At 42.7% G+C, this 19,245-nt stretch carries 19 protein-coding genes and 1 tRNA gene; 11 read left to right on the top strand and 9 right to left on the bottom strand.

Annotated features, from left to right (window positions below):
* Nucleotides 1-172 precede the first annotated feature (172 nt).
* From B3S92_RS07690 to B3S92_RS07675, 4 genes are all read left to right on the top strand, one after another.
* Nucleotides 173-2,011 (top strand): Na/Pi cotransporter family protein, encoded by a 1,839-nt coding sequence (locus B3S92_RS07690; RefSeq protein ID WP_296204555.1) that lies wholly within the window; start codon nt 173-175, stop codon nt 2,009-2,011.
* A gap of 151 nt (nt 2,012-2,162) precedes the next feature.
* A complete protein-coding gene (locus B3S92_RS07685; protein ID WP_296204553.1) occupies nt 2,163-3,218 on the top strand; it encodes a homoserine kinase in 1,056 nt (351 codons plus the stop codon).
* Between the two features lie 144 nt (nt 3,219-3,362).
* Nucleotides 3,363-3,620 carry a DUF2007 domain-containing protein gene (locus B3S92_RS07680; protein WP_296204551.1) on the top strand — a complete coding sequence of 86 codons (258 nt, stop codon included), beginning with the start codon at nt 3,363-3,365 and terminating at the stop codon, nt 3,618-3,620.
* A gap of 16 nt (nt 3,621-3,636) precedes the next feature.
* A complete protein-coding gene (locus B3S92_RS07675) occupies nt 3,637-4,551 on the top strand; it encodes a class II glutamine amidotransferase (protein ID WP_296204548.1) in 915 nt (304 codons plus the stop codon).
* A gap of 42 nt (nt 4,552-4,593) precedes the next feature.
* Here B3S92_RS07675 and B3S92_RS07670 read toward each other — a convergent pair whose 3' ends face one another.
* Nucleotides 4,594-5,163, bottom strand: a complete 570-nt coding sequence (locus B3S92_RS07670; protein ID WP_296204545.1) for a YchJ family protein — start codon at nt 5,161-5,163, stop codon at nt 4,594-4,596.
* Between the two features lie 113 nt (nt 5,164-5,276).
* Here B3S92_RS07670 and B3S92_RS07665 point away from each other — a divergent pair, with 113 nt between their 5' ends.
* Nucleotides 5,277-7,406, top strand: coding sequence for a neutral/alkaline non-lysosomal ceramidase N-terminal domain-containing protein (locus B3S92_RS07665; RefSeq protein ID WP_296204541.1), 2,130 nt, complete (start codon nt 5,277-5,279; stop codon nt 7,404-7,406).
* 151 nt (nt 7,407-7,557) lie between these two features.
* On the opposite strand, the gene B3S92_RS07660 is transcribed toward B3S92_RS07665, so the two are convergent.
* The 3 genes from B3S92_RS07660 to B3S92_RS07650 all read right to left on the bottom strand — a co-directional run bounded on the left by B3S92_RS07660 (nt 7,558) and on the right by B3S92_RS07650 (nt 9,509).
* Nucleotides 7,558-7,941 carry a DUF2147 domain-containing protein gene (locus B3S92_RS07660; protein WP_296204540.1) on the bottom strand — a complete coding sequence of 128 codons (384 nt, stop codon included), beginning with the start codon at nt 7,939-7,941 and terminating at the stop codon, nt 7,558-7,560.
* A 254-nt stretch (nt 7,942-8,195) separates the two neighbouring features.
* Complete coding sequence (locus B3S92_RS07655; protein WP_296204538.1) at nt 8,196-8,531, bottom strand: hypothetical protein; 336 nt, start codon at nt 8,529-8,531, stop codon at nt 8,196-8,198.
* A 141-nt stretch (nt 8,532-8,672) separates the two neighbouring features.
* Nucleotides 8,673-9,509: a DNA/RNA non-specific endonuclease gene (locus tag B3S92_RS07650; RefSeq protein WP_296204535.1), complete on the bottom strand. Its 837-nt coding sequence runs from the start codon at nt 9,507-9,509 to the stop codon at nt 8,673-8,675.
* A gap of 388 nt (nt 9,510-9,897) precedes the next feature.
* Here B3S92_RS07650 and B3S92_RS07645 point away from each other — a divergent pair.
* Nucleotides 9,898-9,988: transfer RNA gene (locus B3S92_RS07645), tRNA-Ser, on the top strand.
* Nucleotides 9,989-10,256: 268 nt separating this feature from the next.
* Nucleotides 10,257-11,546, top strand: a complete 1,290-nt coding sequence (locus tag B3S92_RS07640; protein WP_077451668.1) for an iron-containing alcohol dehydrogenase — start codon at nt 10,257-10,259, stop codon at nt 11,544-11,546.
* A 108-nt stretch (nt 11,547-11,654) separates the two neighbouring features.
* Here B3S92_RS07640 and B3S92_RS07635 read toward each other — a convergent pair whose 3' ends face one another.
* The gene (locus tag B3S92_RS07635) at nt 11,655-12,563 is read right to left on the bottom strand and encodes a LysR family transcriptional regulator (RefSeq protein ID WP_296204530.1); all 909 of its coding nucleotides are present in this window, start codon (nt 12,561-12,563) and stop codon (nt 11,655-11,657) included.
* A 155-nt stretch (nt 12,564-12,718) separates the two neighbouring features.
* Between B3S92_RS07635 and B3S92_RS07630 the strand changes: the two genes are divergently transcribed.
* Nucleotides 12,719-13,129, top strand: a complete 411-nt coding sequence (locus B3S92_RS07630) for a DoxX family protein (RefSeq protein WP_296204527.1) — start codon at nt 12,719-12,721, stop codon at nt 13,127-13,129.
* Nucleotides 13,130-13,215: 86 nt separating this feature from the next.
* On the opposite strand, the gene B3S92_RS07625 is transcribed toward B3S92_RS07630, so the two are convergent.
* Complete coding sequence (locus B3S92_RS07625; RefSeq protein WP_296204524.1) at nt 13,216-13,347, bottom strand: GNAT family N-acetyltransferase; 132 nt, start codon at nt 13,345-13,347, stop codon at nt 13,216-13,218.
* Nucleotides 13,348-13,737: 390 nt separating this feature from the next.
* On the opposite strand from B3S92_RS07625, the gene B3S92_RS07620 reads away from it, so the two are divergent.
* Entirely contained in the window at nt 13,738-14,670 is a 933-nt protein-coding gene (locus B3S92_RS07620) for a pirin family protein (RefSeq protein ID WP_296204522.1), read from the top strand.
* Nucleotides 14,671-14,922: 252 nt separating this feature from the next.
* Nucleotides 14,923-15,534 carry a nitroreductase family protein gene (locus tag B3S92_RS07615; protein WP_296204514.1) on the top strand — a complete coding sequence of 204 codons (612 nt, stop codon included), beginning with the start codon at nt 14,923-14,925 and terminating at the stop codon, nt 15,532-15,534.
* Nucleotides 15,535-15,669: 135 nt separating this feature from the next.
* Here B3S92_RS07615 and B3S92_RS07610 read toward each other — a convergent pair whose 3' ends face one another.
* From B3S92_RS07610 to B3S92_RS07600, 3 genes are all read right to left on the bottom strand, one after another.
* Nucleotides 15,670-16,485 carry an SDR family NAD(P)-dependent oxidoreductase gene (locus tag B3S92_RS07610; RefSeq protein ID WP_296204512.1) on the bottom strand — a complete coding sequence of 272 codons (816 nt, stop codon included), beginning with the start codon at nt 16,483-16,485 and terminating at the stop codon, nt 15,670-15,672.
* A complete protein-coding gene (locus B3S92_RS07605; RefSeq protein ID WP_296204509.1) occupies nt 16,464-17,570 on the bottom strand; it encodes a hypothetical protein in 1,107 nt (368 codons plus the stop codon). Before B3S92_RS07605 ends, B3S92_RS07610 begins: the two co-directional genes overlap by 22 nt.
* A gap of 192 nt (nt 17,571-17,762) precedes the next feature.
* Nucleotides 17,763-18,476, bottom strand: a complete 714-nt coding sequence (locus tag B3S92_RS07600) for an RluA family pseudouridine synthase (RefSeq protein ID WP_296204506.1) — start codon at nt 18,474-18,476, stop codon at nt 17,763-17,765.
* 358 nt (nt 18,477-18,834) lie between these two features.
* Here B3S92_RS07600 and trxA point away from each other — a divergent pair, with 358 nt between their 5' ends.
* Nucleotides 18,835-19,161 (top strand): thioredoxin, encoded by a 327-nt coding sequence (trxA, locus tag B3S92_RS07595; RefSeq protein WP_077452036.1) that lies wholly within the window; start codon nt 18,835-18,837, stop codon nt 19,159-19,161.
* The last annotated feature ends 84 nt before the right edge of the window (nt 19,162-19,245 follow it).

The following is a 19,245-nucleotide window of genomic DNA, read 5'->3' as shown; positions in this document are numbered from 1 at the left end:
AAAAAATAACCCAAAATAGGGTCATTGTCTTTGGATAATAATTATTGAAGGACTATTGAAACACTAGAACCGATTTTTAATTGATAAATATTAGCTGTCGCACATGGTTTACTGCGGCTATTTAAGCTAATCTATAAAACCATTGGCCTGATTAGCCTGGCTGTGTGCCCTTATGAAAATGAAAAACCGTTATATTAACAGTATGGTGCCTACCTTTGTCCTGCGGCACCTCAAAAAAACAAAGTACCTTGGGCTTGCTCTGCTGCTGGTAGCCCTGGTCTACTCTTTTGTCATGAACTCAGCTTGGATGGTTCTGTGTTATGGACTGGCTTTGTTTTTATTTGGTATGCAGTGTATTGAAGAAGGGTTACACAATACTGCTGGGGGTACTTTAGAGCGAGTAATGGCTAAAAGTACGGCTACGCCGACTAAAGGGTTTTTGTTTGGTATTTTTTCGACCTTTCTTTTGCAGTCAACCACTCTGGTCTCGTTACTCACTATCGCCTTTTTAAGCACAGGCATGATTACCTTGTCTGGCGGTTTAGCCGTTATATTGGGCACTAACTTAGGGGCAACCAGTGGTGCTTGGCTTCTGGCCTTAGCTGGTCAAAGTGTCAGCTTAAGTCCTGCAGCCGTTCCGATGTTGGTGGTGGGCGTTTTTATTGGCTTTTTGGACAAGCGGCTTAAATTTTTTGGGCAAGCCTTGGTTGGTATTGCCTTAATTTTCTTAGGGATTGACTCAATTAAGGATGGCTTTGGCGCCTTTGCTACTATTGAACTCAACAGCATTGAAGCCAGTGGCATTAGCCAAGTTCTGCTATTTACCCTACTTGGCTTTTTACTGACCTGTGTTTTACAGTCCTCGCATGCCACAATAATCTTAATCTTAGCGGCACTAGCCGCCGGTCAGATCACACTCACCCAAGGTTTTGCAATTGCCTTAGGCTCCAACTTAGGCAGTAGCTTTACCACCGCTTTGGTAGGCATGCTGAGCAGCGATCGAAATGGGCAGAGACTGGCTCTCGCCCATTTAATCTATAACTGGATTACCGCACTACTGGCCCTAATACTATGGGTGCCCTTAACTTATAGTGTGGCTTGGGTCGCAAAAATGGCGGGAATGAACTCTCCCTTATTACAACTGGCTTTGTTTCACACCTTATTCAACGTTTTGGGAGTATCGGTATTTTGGGGCATTCAGAAACAGTTTATTGAAAAACTAAAGTTGTTTTTGCCCGATAAAAGACCGAAAAAACAGCTGCCTGATGACTCTGAGGCCGTTTTGCCGCTTCACCTTCACAGAAACATGTTAAAGGCCACAGACACGGCTATTTCTGCGGTCATTCAAGAAATTCAGCACTTAACTACTTTAGCACTAGAGGTGATTTGTCACGCCATTTATGTACCTAATGCTGAGTTATACCGTCCCACAGGCCGGCTACCCGACCCCAAACCTCCGCTTAAGCTAGATGTACAAACCATCTATGAGTGGCAAATAAAACCCCTTTATAGCGAGATTTTAAACTTCACCAGTAAGATTGATATCAATCCTCATGGCAAGTTACAGAAGAAGTTGACCGAGGCTCATATTGCCGCTTTCCACGTGGTAGAAATAGTCAAACAAAGTAAGCACTTACAAAAAAATATGCACCAATTTTTAAGCAATCCTGACGCTGAGGTTCATCAAGATTACATGGCGCTGCGCCAAAGCCTGTTTGAGATGTTGCTTAGCTTTAACGCGGTCCGCTCTTTGTTTCAGCCCAGCAAGGAGTTAGATCCTGAGTCTTATGCCAAACTACTTGCAGAAAAACAACGGGCATTAACCGCCTTTATTGAAAGCAGTGAAGAGACTCACTTACCTCATGCCCAGGTATTGGAAAAACTCAGAGAAAATAAAATAGACAAGATGCAGGCTTCCTCCTTAATCAATGACATGAACTATGTGCGCCGCATTAAAACGGGACTATCGGAGATACTAATTAGTTTAGACAATAGCCAGTTTAGACAATAGTAAATTATTACAGCAAATTGTCATCAAAGCTGATAGCTGCTACTTGCCGACTTTTAAGTATAATGAGAGTATAGTTAAATACTCAATTACCCCTTATTTTTTTAGTTTATCCCACTACTTATTCTTTAACCCTAACTATTAAGAGAGCCTCATGTCTGTTTATACTCACCTTTCAGATGACCAGTTCAAAGATTTTTGTCAAATGTTTGGCGTTTCTTTTGCCAAGGCCATTCCTATCACCCAAGGCATCAAAAACTCTAACTGGTTTATTCAAACCACAGAGGATACAGCAGACAGCCCCTCTTACGTATTTACCTTGTTTGAAGAGCGTCCTCCCGAAGACATTGCCAAAATGGCCACCATCTTGAACCGTCTAAAAGATACTTTGCCAGTTGCTGCGCCTCTAGCCAAAGTAGCGTCTAATACGGACGGATCTTCTACAGCTGAGGGCTCCTCAACGGCTGAAGGCTCCTCTCCTTATGTGGCTCACTTTGAAGGTAAGGCCATTACTTTAGTGCCTTGTTTATCTGGGGGACATCCCAAGCAAACCACACCAGATATGTGTTATAGCATGGGGCAGGCATTGGCCACATTACACAACGTGCTACAAAGCTTAACGCCAGCCGAGGAGTATGGCGTGCCTTTATATCCTTGGGATCAGGTGCGTGATCGTGAAACTCAGTTTATGCCCGCCGATGAAGCCAAGCTGATGAGCGATATTTGGCAAGCTTATGAAGAGCTACCGCTAGAGTCTTTACCAAAAGGCCTTTGTCACCTAGATATGTTCGCTGATAACACCTTATGGGATTTGGAAGACGGTAATGAGAAGCTAACCGGTCTCCTGGATTTCACAGAAGTTAGTGTGGAACATTATGTAATGGACATTGCCATCACTATCAATGACTTCTCTACCACCTGGGGCGACGCAAATGATGGTGAGAGCGTTAATTTTAACACCGAAAAGAAACAGGCTTTTATCGAGGGCTATCAAAGCAAACGTCCTTTGAGCGCAGCTGAAAAGCAGGCACTCCCAGTAATGTTGGCAATGGCAGCCGTGACTTTCTGGCTATTAAGACTTAATGTGATTTACTACAACCGTGAACAAGGGCGTACCGGCGATAGTATCATGGTAAAAAACCCAGATTTGATGAAGCGCTTGGCTGCTTATCACTGGAATCAAGTTGGCATAAAAATTGGTGAAGTATAAATTTGTTTCACGTGAAACATACCTGCTGAATTGCTGACTATTATCATTAAATAACAGTTACTCAGAATAGCTAATGACTTAAACCGGTTAAAAACTCAAAATAGCCAAACACTCAAATAACGTTTCACTAATAGGGATAGAACCATGAGTAATCAAGTTGATGATTGGTACAAGTTGGTAGGTTTTGATACAAATATTCAAGCCGAGCTTCATGCCAACTTACTTAGAAACAACGGTATTGAGGTAGCGTTGCAAACTTTAAGTGCGATACCGGGTATGAATTCTGGAGCTGTACTTTGGGTCCAAAAACAAGAGTTGGCTAAGGCAAAACAAATTTTAGACAGTATTGAGGTGGATCAAGTTTCTGATTTCACTCAACAACCAGATAATGAAGAAGATTAAAGGCGGTATAGTGTAAATGTGTCAATTATTAGGTATGAATGCCAATACACCAACAGATATTGGCTTTAGTTTTACCGGCTTTCATAATAGAGGCGGTAATACCGATCATCACAGTGACGGCTTTGGCATTGCTTTTTTTGAGCCGAGCGCCTGTGATCTGTCCGATCAAAGCCCCGCTCAAAAGTCTGGCAGAGGTCTTAGAGTATTCCATGACGATAAACCCAGCTTTCGCTCACCCGTCGCAGAGTTGGTAAAAAACTACCCAATTAAAGCATTAAACGTGGTTGCTCATATTCGAAAAGCCACCCAAGGCACCAATTGCTTGGCCAATACCCACCCTTTTGTGCGTGAAGTTTGGGGTGAGCAGTGGGTGTTTGCGCATAATGGCCAAATGAATGAAGGCTTTATTAAGCGCTGTCAACGTCTGCAAGACAATGGCAATAGTGAGTATTGTCGCCCTGTGGGCACCACAGATTCTGAAGCCGCTTTTTGCTATTTGATCAATCGCTTGAAGTCTACTTACAAGCAGCGTCCATCGGACCAAGAGCTGTTCAAATTTTTGACCACTCAATGTCGATATTTGGCTGCCAATGGGTTATTTAACTGTTTATTATCGAATGGGGATTGGCAGCTGGCTTATGCTAATTCGCTGCTTTTTTATTTAACCCGTAAAGCCCCTTTTGGTGAAGCCAAGCTTGCCGATGATGACTTATCCATTAACTTTAGCGATGTCACTACCGATAAAGACAAAGTCAGCATCATTGTTACCGTCCCTTTAACAGAAAACGAAGAATGGCAACAGTTGGCAGTTAATGAATGCTTAGTGTTCCGTGATGGGGATATTGAATTTAGAGACACGCCGAGCTTACGTAAATACTTGACCATTGAAGAAGGCATCGCTATTGCTAAAGAAGTGGGCGCCAGCTTATAGCGTCTAAGCCTAAATCTCCACAACGGTATCCATTTGGGCAGCCTATAAAAACGGGCCACAACAGCGTTTGACCTTCTCTCCTGACCCACAATTACAAGGCTGTTTTTGGGTCAGGGTCATGCCGACGGTAGGGTCTAAAAAATACCAGCTCTCTGCCCCATTAGTTTCATTTTTTGATGAAGATTTGCGGTCTTTTATTTTAACGAAAGTCGACAACTCATGATGAGCCGATAACTTAGGACTGCCTAACTGGTCCTCATAATAATAAGCTTTAAATTCTACTTGAGCATGGCGCTTACTTACTTTGGGGCTATGATTGATAATCTCCAATCCCGCCCATCTGGTCTGCTCTGCCCATGCTTTAATTGCCGGTTTGTCTAATAAGGCTTGCTGGGCTGGCAGGGTGGTTTTTATGATATAGTCGGTCAAAACCATCACAAAAGCTGAGTATCGTGAGCGCATTAGAGCCTCGCTACTATCAGCACGCTTCTCACCTTGATGTAACGGCTGGCAACATTCACTGTAGGCCAACTCATCGGAGTTTGAGGTAGCTGGCACAGTAGCGTTAGGAGTAATACGACAGGGACAAGTTTTCGATACTTTCGAGACCATAGGGGGAACCCAAATATAAAAAAGAGTAGTTATTGTATTCAGTGATAAATTAAACACTTAAACTTCTACTTAAGCAATCCCATGCCCCCTCATTTTTACCAAGAGCAATTGTTATGCTACTTACTTCACTTTGTGCTGCCACCGTTACTTTGAACTCAGTCGCCTGTCTTAGTGACGTAGACAACTCTACCGCTGATTTACCCTCTGTTTCAGCCCAAACTATGGGCATAGACTCCCCCTCTATAGCAAAACCTACCGCCTCAGAATATTTAGTAGGCGCTGGCAAAGCGGACATTACCGGTCCTGCGGCTGAGACAGGCATGTTTGGTTATGCCGCAAAGCAAGTCGTAACCGGCATTAATGACCGCTTATATTCTCGAGCTTTTATTATTGCTGAAGCCGATGCGGAAACAAATCGCATTGTTTATGTCTCTGCCGATTTGGGGGCCATGTTCACCGCAGTAAAAGTTGAAGTGATTAAACGTCTGCAAGTGGAATTTGGCACACTTTATACTGATGAGAACGTTATGCTCACGGCGATTCATACTCATGTGGGCAATGGCGGTTACTCTCATCAGAAGCTGTATCAGCTTGCCAGTCAAGACGATACACAAGCAGGCTATAGTCAGCAAACCTTTGAGGCCATAGTTGACGGTATCGTCCGTTCAATCAAACGAGCACATAACAGCCTAGTCCCTGGTAAATTAAGCCTAGCTCAAGGTAAGTTAGCAGAGGCCACCCGCAACCGCTCTTTGGTCGCTTATCACGCCAATCCAGAGGCCAAAGATTTTGACAGTAGTGTCAATGAAGTTATGACTCAGCTGCGCCTTGATGCCGCAGATGACACCCCTTTAGGACTCATTAACTGGTTTGCGATCCATCCCACCAGCTTTAGCAACCAGTTTAGTCATTTGAGTGCTGACAACAAAGGTTATGCCCAATTGGGCATGGAAGCTAAGCTGCGCCAACAACATAACCCTAATTTTGTGGCAGCCTTTGCTAACGCAGATGAAGGGGATGTGGTAGCCAGTGGCGGTAATGCCTATTCAGCGCCTGGCTATGAGGGAAGTGAGAATGAATGGGAAAACGTAATTCGAGATGGGTCTTTGCAGCTAAAAAAAGCAACTGAACTGTGGAACCAAGGTCACCCGGTCTCAGGACCCATTGATACTCGATCGCGCTGGATAAACCTGGCAGGGTATGAGGTCAGTGAAAACTTTACCCAAGGTGACGGGCCCCAAAAACTATGTGTTCCTGCTCGTGGCTATTCGTTTGCATCCGGTGCTGAAAATGGGCCTTCCGATATACCCGGCATCTATGAAGGCATGACCAAAGACACTCTGAGCATAAGTGATAAAGTTAATAAGACAGATAGATCCGTATTAGGCAGTGCCACTCGAGCTGCTTTTGGGGTGGTGGGCTCGGTTAGCCAAGATGCGTGTCAGCTTGAGAAGCCCGTTCTATTACCGACGGGTAAATGGGGCTGGGTCAATAGTCAGCAGCCTGTGCAGTTAATGCGTATCGGAAACTTGGGGCTCATTGCCATACCTGGCGAGCCCACCACCATGGTCGGACGTCATTTACGACAAGCCGTAGCTAAAGAGTTAGCCCCTATAGGGGTAGATACTTTGGTGGTCGCCGGTTTGGCCAATAATTACAGTGGTTATGTTACTACTCGAGCAGAATATGCACAGCAACACTATGAAGGGGCTTCTACCGAATTTGGCCCGTACCAAGCCAGTGCGTATCAGCAAGAATATGTACAGCTGGCTCAAGCCCTGCGTGAGGGTAGCAAAGTAACCAGTGAAATTAAGCCACCAGACCGCTCTAATAAGCGTTTCGCCGAAAGACCTGGCGTGACCTTTGATGATAAGCCAGTGAATCAAGCTTGGGGACAAGTACTTATTCAGCCCAAAGATAGTTATCATCATAATGAGTTGGTCAGTGTTACCTTCCGGGGAGCACACCCAAAAAACAACTTACGCACTGAAGATACTTTCTTAAAAGTACAGCGTTTGCATCAAGGTAAATGGAGGGACTATTTAACCGATACTGATTTTGAGACCCGCTATACCTGGGAGCGTGAAGGCATTGCTTATAGCAAGGTAACCATTGATTGGCATATAAATTCGGATACCCCGCCAGGCACTTATCGCATCATGCATTTAGGAGACTGGAAAAATGGTTGGGACGGCACCATTACCCCGTATGCAGGCGTTTCTCACTCTTTTAAAGTAGAGTAACTATCAACATCTCTTTTCTGTCTTACCTTCGGAAAGCCATAATCCCTAAAAAAACAATCCCTCAAAAGCAGTCCCTCAAAAAACAGCCACAAAAAAAGCCAGATATCACTATCTGGCTTCTTTCTTAATTTAGCTAATTAACTTGGCTAAATTATTTTTTCTTCCACGTTTGGCTACGTGAGAATGGACCTAAGTGGCCTTTTAGTTTTAAATCACTACCTTTTAGCTCAGCAGTTAAACGATACGTTTTATCGTTTTCTGGGTCAGTGATTTGACCACCGCTATATTTGCCACCACCGTCAGCTTTTAGACCTGACATCACAGTACGGCCTACGAACTTCTTGCCTTCAGGACGGTTGGTAGAGATAATCTTACCAGTTAACACACCGCCAGATTCTGTGATTTTAACAAGTGCTTTTGGTTCGCCATTGTCATAAGTTTGCCAAGTGGTATTGGCTAATGGATCAGCAGCCATAGCTACTGTAGCAAGACCTAAAGCTGAAAGTGCTAATACTGATTGATTTAAAAGTTTCATACTACGATTCCTTTCGAAAAAATATTCAAAGTTAGTTTTTGCAGTAACCTAATTGACTTGGAGTTCAAATATGGAAAACCACTACTTACTATTATTGCTTCGTGATTGAGATATCTTAGACACTGAATTTGATTCGGTCAAGACGTTTTTTTATTAAACTACCCTGAAAGGTATAGTTAATTATAACCATTAATCATTAAAAAAAAAGTTTTAAATCAATTAATTATTACCCTTCTATTTTTTAACGGTTATAGTTATGAAAAAGGATTGTCTACTTCCTTACTGAATGAGTCTTGGTTATCTAATAAGCCTTGTTTATTAGAATTTTCTGTAAAATCACCTGCTTGCTTAGCAGACTGCAGCTCGGCAACAATAAGATTAAATAGCTGTTGTAGCTTTAATGCTTCGCTCAGCCCCTGCTCATTTTTAGTAATCTCAATATCACCATAAGCAATAACTCTATCAGTTTGGTTCTCAAAGACCAGCTCACCGATTTGTAGACTTTGATGATCATTCTCATAGGGTTTGAAAGCAAATGGTGCAGCATTCAACGTTTCTTGTTCTGCACTATTTTCAGTAGATTGCGTCATAGCGACTCACTCCTTTGGTCTATTTAACCTATTTAGATGGGGTATCAGTGCTTACTTTTATCATGAATTAGGTTGTTATCAAAGCATTACTTCGCCTTGCCAATCTCCATTAACCAACCCACAGGATTTAGGGTCAAGCCCTTATTTTTTCAGAAAATTATCGACAAACCAGCGTAAAATCTCAATTAATATCAAATACCACAGTGGCTCATCCTCAGGCGGCTTTGTTTGTTTTTCTCTATCGGCAATATCTCCCACCTTGACCGGTAACGGCATCGCTGTCGACTTTGCTGTGGCTTCGATACCAGGAAAAACATCAATATTAGAGCGTAGGGCTAGCTCATCAACACTAATTATCTCAACCCGCTGTGTCTCGTCATTGGGCGCATAGTAGACACCAGCCTGGCCTGTGGCAGGGATATAGACCGCTTTAAAAATATGGGTCGGTATTAATACGCGGTTGTTTAATTGGGTTAGCTTTTTGCCACTAAACACCACTCCAGTAATGACATAGGCCTCCCCATGCTTTTTGGTTAAGTAACGGGTGACCGACTCAATATTTCTCCAGAGATAACGGTTGTTTTCCGGACTCTGAGGAATAATATTGGCCAGACTAAAGCTGTCATATTGTTGATTGACATTGGCCATGTCCCCATTAGGGGCTAAGTGTCCTCGATCATAGCCTGAGCCTTTGTAATCAGAAAGCTGAGCCCGCATGGCACTTGGCAACCGACTTTCACTGTGGAAACTGTCCTCACGTGGCAAGTCTTCGGCTTGATACAGGCGCTCACGGGTTAAATACTCTGCTGACCATAATGGCGTTCTCGACAGACCTGAATATAAGGTGGCAAATCCATTAAAGCATAAAGGGACGCTTTTATTCAGTATTTTTTGATCTAAGTAATCTGGTGCCTGAGCTTGATAAAAGTTCTGACCACAGTCTTTAAAGTCTGTGGCCCAAGCTGATATTGAAAACATCAAGCTCACAATTATTATCAACTTCGTGATAATCTGTCCAGACAGTCGATAGAGACTGACTTCTCTTGAGTCTACTTTCAAGACAGCTGTATTGCCCTCTCTCCTTTCTGGCCGATTTTTTATCTGTATTTGGCCTGTTTTGTTTCCCACTTTTATCGCCTCTAGTTAACCCCACCGAATCCTACTATTTTATGGTAACCGCTGTCTTTCGGTTACTGCTTACCCAAAGGTAGGCTATGCTAGCAACCAAGGTAGACCCTGTAAAGTTTTTAACCACATTAAGCGTCAGTATATGACGTCCAAGAAAGTTATTTGTTATTAGTTTCGAATTAAACCCATCAAAGATGACAATTGTTTTGGGTTTAGGTATACTATGGGGCTTCAAAACGGTGAAGTGGCTGAGTGGTCGAAAGCGCACGCCTGGAAAGTGTGTATACGTTAATAGCGTATCGAGGGTTCGAATCCCTCCTTCACCGCCATTATTTTTATCTCTTCTGTTTTACCTCTTTTGTGTTTATCTCCGCTCTCTAAATCCATATATCCTCTTATCTGCCTGATATAACGGCAAAATAATTTCTAACCGTATTTAATGCCTGGTTTTTACCGCTCTTTAACTTTGTTACTTCAAAGTTAGACGCTATAGTCACGCTCTTTTACCTACAATTTATTTCCTTAATGCTTGCAACCTGTTTACTATATCTATACTGTTATTACTCTTACATTTAGCAATATGAAAAGGATTTTTGTATGCCAGTTAGCAAGGCAGTTGCCACTTTACAACACGCTTTCACTCCCAAAAAATTGAATCATGCTGGTTATCTGGCCGTCGCTAAAACTCGCGCCAAAGCCTTGCATGCCTTCGCCTTAGTGGTTCCTATTCCTAGACCTCAGCTATTTATTGGTGATCAGTCCTGCTTTGAGCTGTGCGATATGATGATCAACGAAGGGGCGACTAAAATTTTAATCGTCACCGACTCTGTTCTAAATCAGCTAGGGATCCCTGATAAAATAACCGACTACCTACAACAAAAGGGAATTGGTTTTCATCTATACGATGGCATTACCCCAGACCCCACTTTTAGCGTGGTTGAGGCCGGTATCAAGCACTCAGTAGATAATAACTGCGACGCCATCTTAGCATTAGGTGGGGGGTCGGTGATTGATGCGGCAAAAATTATTGCCATGAGTCAGGCCAGCAAGCGGAAACCACAAAAACTAATGGGACTACTTAAAGCCGGGAAAATGATGCCCCTTTACTGTATCCCTACCACAGCAGGGACGGGCTCTGAGGCTACGCTAGGGGCGGTGGTTTCTGATGACAAGACACATCAAAAATCTCTATCTATTGACCCAAGAATGGTGCCGCGAGCGGCTGCCATTGATCCGGTCATCATGAAAGGTATGCCACCACATATTACTGCTGATACCGGTATTGATGTGCTAACCCACGCTTTAGAGGCCTGGATGAGCGTTAATGCCAGTAGTGAAACTGACTATTACGCGGCTTCTGCAACCCGCACTGTATTTCAGTATTTACCCGTGGCCTATAAAGACGGCGAAAACTTAAAAGCCCGAGAAGAGATGGGTATTGCTGCCCATTATGGCGGTATTTCTTTTAATAAAGCCGGTTTAGGCTACGTGCATGCCATTGCTCACCAGTTAGGTGCCTTTTATAGCATTCCTCACGGTCGCGCCAACGCCATTGTTCTACCGCACATCCTAGATGCCAACCGGGATGTTTGTGAACACAGACTGGCTACTTTGGCTAAAAAAGCTGGGGTGGTAGATACCGCTCAATCTAAAGCTGATGACGGTAAACTGGCAGATTATTTAATCGCTCAAGTCAGAGCTTTAATCGAAGAGACCAATATTGATCGTAGCGTAAAAGGCATCAATGAAGCTGACTTCATAAAGATTGCTAAAGCAGCAGCCGTAGAAGTGAGAGACACTTATTCAGTGCCAAGATACTTCACCCAAGCTGAGATTGTTAAAATCTTACATGACATCAAGGACATCAGCGACTCGCTAAGTAAATAACAGCCTTAATAAATGGGTTTCAAAGCCCATTAATAGCAATAGCCCCTTACCATCTTGATAAGGGGCTATTTTTTATTTACTCATCTCAGATAAGCTTTAGCAAATATTTTAAACATTGTCCCAGTAAGGCTCATCCCCAATTTGCTCAATAATATAGTCAATTAATAACCGGCAACGCTGTGATAAAAATCTATTTTTTGGGTACACCGCATACGCATTTAAGGTGGGAAACTGATGGTCTTCCATAATCGGAACCAGCTCCCCTTTTGCCAGACTTTGATAAGCAATAAATGTCGGAGTAAACGCAATACCATGCCCTTTAATGGCCATATCTAGTAAGAAGTTGCCATTATTGGCTTTAAACCTTGACGTCATCTCTACCCTATGTTTTTTTCCTGTAGGGTCGATCACCTCTAATTCGCCTTGCTTATTGGTTAATCCATACTGTAAAAAGGCGTGCTGTTTTAATGCCTCTACACTGTCAGGCACGCCGGCCTGTTTCAGGTATTCAGGACTGGCACAAAGCACCCGCCGAATCACCGTCAGTCGCTTGGCCTGATAAGAGGAGTCTTTCAGCTCACCAATACGGATGGCCAACTCATAGCCTTCCTCCACTAAGTCAATGTGCCGGTCAGAAAAGTCGAGTTCAAAGCTTAACTGGGGGTGCTGCTGAGCAAAGTTATGAATGATTTCATCTAAATGCATTAATCCAAAAGACAAAGGAGCGGTCAGTCTCATCTTGCCTTCTAGCTGAGAGGACAGACCACTGATTTGCTCATTTAACAGATCCACCTCGCTGAGAATACTACAGGCCTCTTGATAATACTTCTGACCCGCTTCTGTCAGAGTCGAATTGCGGGTCGTGCGGCTAATTAACTGGGTATTCAAACGCGTCTCTAACTCTTTTAAGCGTCTACTTACTGCAGATTTTGCGATATTAAGTTGGTCAGCTGCATTGGTAATGCTTCCAGAATCAACCACCTTGATAAACATTGCCATGTCTTCGAACTGTCCCATAACCTCTCCCCTGTGTCTTTATTACGACTCTATTGTTCTTATAAAAAGAACTATCATTTGCAATTATTGATGTTTATTGAAATAAAATCAACAATTATAATGGCTTCATTACTTAGCAACTGTAAACAAAATTATTTTATATTTAAGGAATTGTTATGAACACTTCAGTAAACAATGCCAGCGCCCTATTGGGTCGTTTTTTATTAGTAGCCATCTTTATCTTTTCAGGTATTGGCAAAATCACCGGTTATGCGGCCACTCAAGGCTATATGGAATCCATGGGCGTACCGGGCTTCATACTGCCTCTGGTTATCCTGTTAGAAGTCTTTGGGGGTTTAGCCATTTTGGTTGGCTTTAAAACACGTTTGGTCGCTTTCTTAATGGCCGGATTTAGTATCGTTTCCGCCCTTATCTTCCACGCTGACTTTGGGGACCAAAATCAAATGATGAACTTTATGAAAAACTTAGCGATGGCAGGTGGCTTCTTAATGATTGTGGCTCATGGCCCAGGCGCTTATTCAATCGATGCGCGTAACCAGACACAGCCTACAACACACGGTTTATAGGTCGATACACAGCATAAAAGTCTAAGTTAGCGGCTGGGTTAGTTAAATCACCCAGCCTATATATAACCTATAACTAACTACCGTTATTATGGCGCTGCCTTATGAAATACAGAGTTATCTTGGTACTCAGGATGCTTATCAATATAAGACTTAACGAAAGGACAAATGGGTTTAACGCGTAGATTTTTTGCTGCTGCATCTTCTAAAAGAGACTTCACTCTTATTTTTAGTTAATTTGCGCTAATCCAATTGATTAAATTTAAGGGTGGTTTTTAGAGTGTTGCGAACAAACAATAAACGGTTATCAGCACTACTTGCAATAATAATTATAACCATTATTATGTAGTCATGTTAAATATCTATCCTATTTTATTAATTTTTTATTGTTTGTCTTAATAGTGAAATAAGGATAAGTTATGAAAACAATAGATCAAGTGGCTAATACCTGATAGTGCTCAAAGGGGTCGGATAAAAAGAAACCATAACTTTGGTTTTGCTGATTATTACGCCCTTACGAGATTGACGATGCGTAAGATTTACACCATGAATATGCCACATAATCGTTAACTGCTAGCCCTTACCCCCTTAATAAAAATGATAGGTGCTTTATGAAAACTGAAATATTAGACCCTCGTTTGGCAGATGTTGGCGGTATTCCTATCGCTCGCTTTTTACCCAATAAAGGAAAAGAGCCTATTGGCGCTTGGTGCTTTATGGATCACGCAGGCCCTGCCGAATTTGGCGATGAGGAAGAAGGTATGCAAGTGGGTAGACACCCGCATATTAATTTGCAAACTTTCAGCTGGATGATTGAGGGAGAGGTGCTTCATAAAGACAGCCTAGGGAACGAGAAAGTCATTACCAAAAACCAAGTGAACGTGATGACTGCTGGTACCGGTAACGATCAAGGCATTAGCCACACCGAACAGAGTGTGTTCCCTGATACAGGTGGCTCTGCAGAGGCTTGGCGGGGTATGAATATGGTGCAACTGTGGATTGCGCTACCTCTGGATCAAAAAATAGAGCGAAATTTTCATCACTACCCTGAGCTGCCAAGCTGGAAAGAGCAAGGCGCTGAATATGTGTTGACCACAGGGGATTACACCACCCCTGAAGGAGAAAGCTATAGCGCTCCAACTATTCAGTACAGCAAACTTATTGGCTTGGATGTGCATTTGGTTGAAGATACCGAAGTATCTTTGGTGCTAGAGCCAGGCTTTGAGTACGGAATCTTAATGGTCGTTGATGGCGTCGAGTACCAGGGCAAAAAGTACGAACAAAATCAGCTGATTCGCTTTGATGACGTTAGTCAAAAGACCGTTATTAATGTTAAAGGCCACAAAAGTGCCCGCTTTATGCTACTCGGCGGCGAGCCTCTAAATCAAAAGGTACTGCTGTGGTGGAACTTTGTCGCTGACAATAAACAAGATATAGAGCAAGCCATTATCGACTGGAACAATCATCACCCTCGTTTTGGTGAGGTCGATTCTGAATTAAAAAGATTAGAAGCACCCACGTTACCAGAAGGTTTTAAAGGCTGATTGTGTAACCTAAATTCACTATAAATAGCTATTGTTAAATAATTTTTACATAAATTACATGGCAGTTTAGGTCTAATATTTTATAATTAATCCCAATTAATTCATCAAAATATTAAGCAAGGCACAGACCTTAACTGAGCACAGTAGTCCTAAAAAAGTCTTATTAAAAAAGCTTTAAAAAGGAGCAACTACTGACAGTAATTAAACCTTAATGTTTTAACCCCATCCCTATAAATATATCGGAGAATAATTATGTCAAACTTACAAAATTTACAAACACTGGCTGAAGCCCGTCGTTCAATCTATGCTCTAAATGATCAGCTACCGGTAGACAAAGACCAAGTTGTGGCTCTGGTAGAGCATGCTATCTTGCATACCCCTTCTTCTTTTAACTCTCAATCCACTCGTTTGGTGGTTTTATTCGGGGAAGACCATAAAAAACTATGGCAAATCACTGAAGACACGCTACGTAAGATCGTAAATGATGACGAGAAATTTAAAAGCACGGAACAGAAGTTAAATGGTTTTAAAGCTGGTGCAGGTACGGTGCTTTTCTTTGAAGACCAAAATGTTGTGAAAAACTTGCAAGAAAACTTTGCCTTATATGCTGACCGTTTCCCAGTTTGGTCAGAGCATACCAGTGCCATGCATCAGTATGTCATTTGGACCGCCTTAGCCAGCCTAGACATCGGGGCAAACTTACAGCATTACAACCCAGTAATCGATGAAGAAGTGGCCAAAACTTGGAACATTGACCCTAGCTGGAAACTTACTGCGCAGATGGTATTCGGTGGTATTGAGCAAAAAGCAGGCGACAAAGAGTTTGCACCAATCGACAGCCGTTTAAAAGTTTATGGTAAATAATTCAATAAACTAGCTCTAAAATTCAAACTAAGTCTAACAACCAAAAAAGCAGCCCCAGTTCTGGGGCTGCTTTTTTATGACGATAGCTTTTTATAATGATCGCTTTTTAGTAACTATCACAATAAGACTATATGGTTATCTACTTTTGGCCTGACGCTTAATGCCTTGCTTCTGGAAGATATCGATGAAGCGTCCTGAGGTTTGCGGAAAAATATTGGCAAACTTAGCCACTACGCCGCGGCTTTGGGGCAGCATTATTTCCATAGGACTGCTTTTTAATGCGGTCCCTAATATCGCGTCTACCACCTCATCGACCGTTAAAGTACGGTTACCAGAGAAGGTTAAGGCCGCTTGTTCCTTGTCTTTTTGCTGATCAAGCATGGGGGTTTGAACCGCATCAGGACAAATTGTGGTTACTGCAATACCATACGGTGCCAACTCTATACCGGCTGCCAATGAATAAGAGCGTACCGCATACTTACTGGCGCTATATAAAGACAGACCTGGAACCGGTGACAAGGCGGCCATAGAAGCCACATTAATAATATGTCCTTTGCCCTGGTTGCGCATCGGCTCTATGACGCTTTGAGTTCCGTAAATGGTGCCCTTTACATTGATGTCAAAGTGGAAATCCACTTCATCTGGAATGACAATATCTGTCACCCAATTGTCTTTCAACACGCCCGCCACATTACACATAACATCGATGCTTGACCACTGGGTTAATACCTTACTTATTAACTGTTGCCACTGCTCAACACGCCGTACATCAAGCGGATACAACATTAAGGTGCCGCCGTCATCAACCAGCTTATGCTCAGTATAGTGGCTTTTTAAAGCCTCATAATCAATATCACAAGCACAGACTTGCTGCCCTTGATCGAGTAAACGCTGACATAAAGCCAGACCAATCCCTGAGGCAGCCCCGGTTACGATATAAGTTTGCGCCACAGGCCACCTCGCTTGCTATTGGTTTCAGTTTTTGGGGTGAAGGTCCCAAACTCTAACTCGCCCATCCGTGCAGTCGGTGTGGTCCCTGGGAATAAGTAGTATCCGGCTGACTCAGAAGACAGGGCCATATTAAAGAAGCGCTCATCTTTTGGATAAGGTCCTGCCACAGTTTTTTCTTGAATCATGGACAGATATTGGTCTACCCCAAACTCCAAGGTATTGCCATTCATCACCACCTCAGACTGCGTCAATTCAGCGTAACGGGCTAGGCCTTTAATTTGGGAATGTTGCGGTGCATATGAGTCCATACTTACCCCGTTTTCTGAGGTAACCAACAGACCTTGATCAGTATGGGCAACAATAGAGTGATTGCCTTCGGTATGACCTTTGGTGCGCATCAGCGCTACTGAGCCATCGCCTAACAACACATCCCCATCGAGCAATTCAATACGGCTGTCGTCAATACCCTCGATGCCGTCAGGACAATACCATTGGTTTTGCCAAGGCAGTAAGGCTTGGGTACTCTCCCACTCCTCTCTCATCACCAACAATTTGGCATTGGGGAATATCGCAGCTTGTCCTGCTCCCCCAAGCCAACGGGTAAGATTCTGGGTATGTAGATGGTCATAGGTGATGTAATCGACATCTTCCGGTGCCAATCCTAGGCTTTTTATAGCCTCCAGCACGGTATTGCTTTCTTTGACAATCATTTTTTCGACAGGCTTTGAGAACATGCCCATGTCTTCTGACATCTGATAGAAATAAGGGGTGTCTCTTTGGTGTTCCCAGTCAGAAGGGCTGACCAAAAGTGTCTTTAACCCCTCTTCGCTATCAAACTGAATAACAAACAGCTTATTACAGATATGAATATAAGGCGTCGGCAGCGCAAAGGCATTAAGATAGCCATACTTGCTGGGATAAGGAATGCGAATTAACTCAAAAGTCTTATAGAATTTAACTTTTGGGTTGGCAAGCATTGTCTTGCGAAAATCTTCGGCCGCAGCACGCACATCCTCAACCCTATCTAGGGGCTTGGCAGCGTCACGGGCCGATTTAAAGTGAGAAACTGAGTGAATAATACTCATGATACGGTCCTTGTTATCAGTGGGTTATAACATCCTTATATAAAATACTACTTGTGACAAACTATTAAAAGCCTCAATTGAGACTTTAGCAGTTTTTAATAACAAAAAATTAGTAAACCTCTAACTAACCAGTCGTAGCTACCCCTTAATCCTAGCTACTATTTAACTATATACTATTCAACTAGCTACCTTTTAAAAGGGGACTGCGCTTTCCCAAGCCATCCAAGTATTTCTAGTAGGATGCTTGAGACGCAGCTTATGGGCGTGTAAGTTCAGTCTTGGTGACAACTCAAGCGCTTCCCCTTCCGCATAGATAGGATCACCGATGATGACATGGCCTAAATGCACCATATGTACCCGCAATTGGTGACTACGTCCGGTCACTGGATGTAAGGCGACACGAGTAACCGGCTTACCTTTGCGTAGCTCATGATGTAGCACTTCATAATGGGTTAAAGCATGTTTCTTCCACTCAGGGTCAGCAACATGCTTGGGTTTAATGCTCGGCTCATAACGCACTGGGATATCGATCTCGCCCTTTTTGCCCGGTACCGCCAACGTGCCTTCGACAATCGCCTGATATTCTTTTTGGGGAATACGCTCGATAAACTGTTTGCTAATGTGGGTCTGAGCTGCTTTGTTTTTGCCAAATATCATCAGTCCCGAGGTGTCCATATCTAAGCGATGAATCAGCTTAATTTCTGGATTGGCGCGCTCTAAACGAGAAAGCAAGCTGACCTTTAAATCTTTGCCATCAATACTTAGCAAGCCCGCAGGCTTATCTACCAACAGCAAATCTTCATCTTCATAGACGGTAACTTCCGTCATAAAGTCTTTAAAAAACTGCTCATCACGTTCAGCTTCTTCTAGGTTTAATTGGTTTACAGTTTCGATCGATATTGCCATAACAGGTCACAAATTTAAGAATAAAAAGAAATAAGCCTCGTGGCTTTTTTACCAAATAACAAGGCCTCAAAAGCTTCAAAAATAACAATGTCTCAAGAAGTAGGCCACAATAAGAAGGCGTCAAAGTATACCATCAATCCAACTGATACCAATTATTAACCATACTTAACGGGGCAAAGACATAACTTGGGACAATAAATGGTAATATAGACATCATGATTCAGGCTAGGCGGCTTTTAGCGATAACTCTATAAAACTCAGCAATGAGGATTGCTAATATAAAGCAGTAAATTATAAAATCACCGCTTTTGTCTGTACTTATTTACCAAGATTTTAACACCAATAAAAGGAATAAATTATGTCAGATTTAATCGTTAACTCAACCGACTCAAACTTCGAACAAGATGTGGCTCAGTCTGATGTGCCAGTATTGGTAGATTTTTGGGCAGCTTGGTGTGGTCCTTGTAAAGCCATTGCTCCAGTACTAGAAGAGCTTGCTGAAGACTACAAAGGTAAAGTAAAAGTCGTTAAAGTTGATGTGGATGAAAACCCAGAAACTGCTAGCCGTTTTGGTATCCGCAGTATCCCAACTTTAATGGTATTTAAAGGTGGCGAAAAAGTAGATATGGTTATGGGCTTACAGCCTAAAGCTGATCTGGCTGCCTTATTAGATAAGCACCTATAATTAATCAACTGGTTATTTTAGTTGATAAAGGGTGATGTTGTTATAAATCACCTAGAAAGCGGTTGTCGTTGACAGCCGCTTTTT

This window comes from Psychrobacter sp. UBA3962, from assembly GCF_002385225.1.
Classification (GTDB): domain Bacteria; phylum Pseudomonadota; class Gammaproteobacteria; order Pseudomonadales; family Moraxellaceae; genus Psychrobacter.
Note: the sequence above shows the minus strand (reverse complement) of the source record. Positions and strands in the feature narration are given on the sequence as shown.

What these genes read in the sequence shown, in the direction of transcription:
- B3S92_RS07630 (WP_296204527.1), top strand. Translation starts at nt 12,719, where the DNA reads ATGAACACTTCAGTAAACAATGCCAGCGCCCTATTGGGTCGTTTTTTA.
- B3S92_RS07650 (WP_296204535.1), bottom strand. Translation starts at nt 9,509, where the DNA reads ATGTTTTCAATATCAGCTTGGGCCACAGACTTTAAAGACTGTGGTCAG.
- B3S92_RS07620 (WP_296204522.1), top strand. Translation starts at nt 13,738, where the DNA reads ATGAAAACTGAAATATTAGACCCTCGTTTGGCAGATGTTGGCGGTATT.
- B3S92_RS07660 (WP_296204540.1), bottom strand. Translation starts at nt 7,941, where the DNA reads ATGAAACTTTTAAATCAATCAGTATTAGCACTTTCAGCTTTAGGTCTT.
- B3S92_RS07600 (WP_296204506.1), bottom strand. Translation starts at nt 18,476, where the DNA reads ATGGCAATATCGATCGAAACTGTAAACCAATTAAACCTAGAAGAAGCT.
- B3S92_RS07640 (WP_077451668.1), top strand. Translation starts at nt 10,257, where the DNA reads ATGCCAGTTAGCAAGGCAGTTGCCACTTTACAACACGCTTTCACTCCC.
- B3S92_RS07685 (WP_296204553.1), top strand. Translation starts at nt 2,163, where the DNA reads ATGTCTGTTTATACTCACCTTTCAGATGACCAGTTCAAAGATTTTTGT.
- B3S92_RS07690 (WP_296204555.1), top strand. Translation starts at nt 173, where the DNA reads ATGAAAATGAAAAACCGTTATATTAACAGTATGGTGCCTACCTTTGTC.
- B3S92_RS07655 (WP_296204538.1), bottom strand. Translation starts at nt 8,531, where the DNA reads ATGACGCAATCTACTGAAAATAGTGCAGAACAAGAAACGTTGAATGCT.
- B3S92_RS07675 (WP_296204548.1), top strand. Translation starts at nt 3,637, where the DNA reads ATGTGTCAATTATTAGGTATGAATGCCAATACACCAACAGATATTGGC.
- B3S92_RS07635 (WP_296204530.1), bottom strand. Translation starts at nt 12,563, where the DNA reads ATGGGACAGTTCGAAGACATGGCAATGTTTATCAAGGTGGTTGATTCT.
- B3S92_RS07615 (WP_296204514.1), top strand. Translation starts at nt 14,923, where the DNA reads ATGTCAAACTTACAAAATTTACAAACACTGGCTGAAGCCCGTCGTTCA.
- B3S92_RS07670 (WP_296204545.1), bottom strand. Translation starts at nt 5,163, where the DNA reads ATGGTCTCGAAAGTATCGAAAACTTGTCCCTGTCGTATTACTCCTAAC.
- B3S92_RS07680 (WP_296204551.1), top strand. Translation starts at nt 3,363, where the DNA reads ATGAGTAATCAAGTTGATGATTGGTACAAGTTGGTAGGTTTTGATACA.
- trxA (WP_077452036.1), top strand. Translation starts at nt 18,835, where the DNA reads ATGTCAGATTTAATCGTTAACTCAACCGACTCAAACTTCGAACAAGAT.
- B3S92_RS07665 (WP_296204541.1), top strand. Translation starts at nt 5,277, where the DNA reads ATGCTACTTACTTCACTTTGTGCTGCCACCGTTACTTTGAACTCAGTC.
- B3S92_RS07605 (WP_296204509.1), bottom strand. Translation starts at nt 17,570, where the DNA reads ATGAGTATTATTCACTCAGTTTCTCACTTTAAATCGGCCCGTGACGCT.